We start from the raw sequence: 2,206 nt of genomic DNA, 5'->3' as shown, positions 1-2,206 counted from the left end.
GATCAGCCGGGACCAGTTGGTCCAACGTTACCATCTCGAGCGCGGTCTGTTCGGGGGCGGGTCGCTTCAACATGACCCAGTGAATCAAAAACCCCCGGCTAACGCCAGGGGTTTGTCAGCAGTCTGAGGGCGGCGCAAGCGCCGCCCTTCGGGAGGATGAATCTATAGAGGCTCTTTACGCGGCCTGGGCTTCGCCGGCGATCGCATCGGCGGCGCGGGCGGCCTTCAGCACCTTCGCCCACCAGGCGACGTCGTTGACGAGTGCTGCGGCCGCCTGGTTCAGATGCTCGATGTCCTCGAGCTTCTTCTCGCCCTGACGAACCGCAAGGAAATCGCCCCAGGCGATATGGACCGCCGACTTGACCGGAGCCATCTGCAATTCGACGGCGATCAGGCGGAGCTGTTCGACCGCGCGGGCGCCGCCGACCGAACCGTAGCCGACAAAGCCGGCTGGCTTCTTGTTCCATTCGTTGGCGGCGTAATCGATGGCGTTCTTCAAGACACCGGTCGGCGCGTGATTGTATTCGGCGGCGGTGAAGATGAAGCCGTCGAACTCGGCGACCTTCTTCTGCCAGCGCTGCGCCACTTCGTTCTGCGACGGCGCCCAGGCGGAGGATGCTACCTCGTCGAAGAAGGGCAGCGGCCAGTCGCGCAGATCGACGATCTCGACGTCGATATCGGCATGCGCCTTGGCGATCTTGGCAATCCACTGCGTCGGCACGTCGGCGAAGCGGGCGGCGCGCGTCGAACCGACGACAATGGCTATTTTGGGCTTGGACATAAGGGGCTCTCCTTGCGGGAATTTCTGGTATCGTTTGGATACCGGCGCTATATGTGATACTGACAAATCGGCGCGCAAGGAGGCACGTTTTTGTTACTGAGGCACCCGCACATCACCGAGGACTGCCGGGCCGTGTCGGAAATCCTGCAACGGGTCGGCGACAAATGGACCGTGCTCGTGGTCGGTAAGCTGGGCGACGGCGCGATGCGCTTCAACGAATTGCGCGCCGCCGTCGGCGGCATTTCGCAAAAGATGCTGACCACCACCTTGCGCGGCCTGGAGCGCGATGGCTTCGTCACGCGCAAGGTGTTTCCGACCATTCCGCCACGTGTCGATTACGAGCTGACCGAGCTCGGTCATGAATTGCTCGTGCCGGTCGGCGCACTCGGCGAATGGGCGCGCAAAAACACCAATCGGGTCCGCGAGGCGCGCGCCAAATTCGACAGCCAACAGGCCTGAACCCCTTGTAGTTCAAAGGTTTCTGAACCATTGGATGAATCGTACGGCTCGGCCCCGGGCCTGTCGTACCTTCCGGCTTTGATCGGATCCGCCGCGGCCCCGCAGTCAGCCTCGCGTGTCTCCGCGCAACCGTCTCGACAAGGACGACTGTCTTTAGCCGGCCACGGATCAGGCGCTTGGGATGGCGCTGCCGCAGCACGTCGTCGAGCAGTTTTCCGGCTGCGCGGCCTTCTTGCCGATCGCCGTCAAGTCCCTCGTGCATGCGACGCGCGGAAAGTCTCTTCTGACCTCCATATAGGCCGTTATGCCAAGCAGGCAGACCAGGGCGACAAGGGCTACGACGAGCCACCCGTTCAGCATATGTTGACGCATTGTCTTTCCTCCGCCACCCCCCAAAAGTGGGCAAGGAAAGCAACCATTGGATGTCGCGGAGCGCATCTCCCGCGCGGGCGTTGTTACAAACCGCGGGGCTTGGGAGAATCGGAGGTCGCGTCAGGCCTCGGCCGGAACCGGCTTCGGCTTGCCTTCGCCGTCGAGCGCCACCATGACGAAATCGGCATGGGTGACCTTCTCCATCAGGTCGGAAAGGTAACGCTGCGCCCAGGCTTCGACCTTGAGCACCATCGAGGTGCGGCCGACGCGCTCGACATGGGTGTAGATGCAGAGCGTGTCGCCGATCTTCATCGCCTTGGCGAAAGACATCTCCTTCACAGCCGCCGTCACGACGCGGCCCTTGGCGCGCTCGGCGGCGCGGATACCGCAGGCAAGGTCCATCTGCGCCATCACCCAGCCGCCGAAGATGTCGCCGGCGGCATTGGCGTCGGACGGCATGGCGAGCGTCCTCAGCGTGAGATCGCCAAGAGGTTTTCCGTCCGCGTAATGCACCATGGCGAAATCCCTGGAAGGTCAGTTGCTGTTGCGTAGCAATGCGACCGCCATGTCGCAAGCTCTGGTGAAAGCGAAATG

The 2,206-nt window shown here is 62.7% G+C and carries 3 protein-coding genes; 1 reads left to right on the top strand and 2 read right to left on the bottom strand.

What is annotated here, in order from left to right; genetic code table 11:
- Positions 1-175 precede the first annotated feature (175 nt).
- Positions 176-781, bottom strand: a complete 606-nt coding sequence (locus EOD07_RS31595) for an NADPH-dependent FMN reductase (protein ID WP_040989612.1) — start codon at positions 779-781, stop codon at positions 176-178.
- Between the two features lie 90 nt (positions 782-871).
- Between EOD07_RS31595 and EOD07_RS31590 the strand changes: the two genes are divergently transcribed.
- Positions 872-1,240: a helix-turn-helix domain-containing protein gene (locus EOD07_RS31590; protein WP_040989613.1), complete on the top strand. Its 369-nt coding sequence runs from the start codon at positions 872-874 to the stop codon at positions 1,238-1,240.
- Positions 1,241-1,732: 492 nt separating this feature from the next.
- On the opposite strand, the gene EOD07_RS31580 is transcribed toward EOD07_RS31590, so the two are convergent.
- The gene (locus EOD07_RS31580; protein WP_040989615.1) at positions 1,733-2,128 is read right to left on the bottom strand and encodes an acyl-CoA thioesterase; all 396 of its coding nucleotides are present in this window, start codon (positions 2,126-2,128) and stop codon (positions 1,733-1,735) included.
- Positions 2,129-2,206 lie beyond the last annotated feature (78 nt).

This window comes from Mesorhizobium sp. M2C.T.Ca.TU.002.02.1.1, assembly GCF_003997225.1.
Note: the sequence above shows the minus strand (reverse complement) of the source record. Positions and strands in the feature narration are given on the sequence as shown.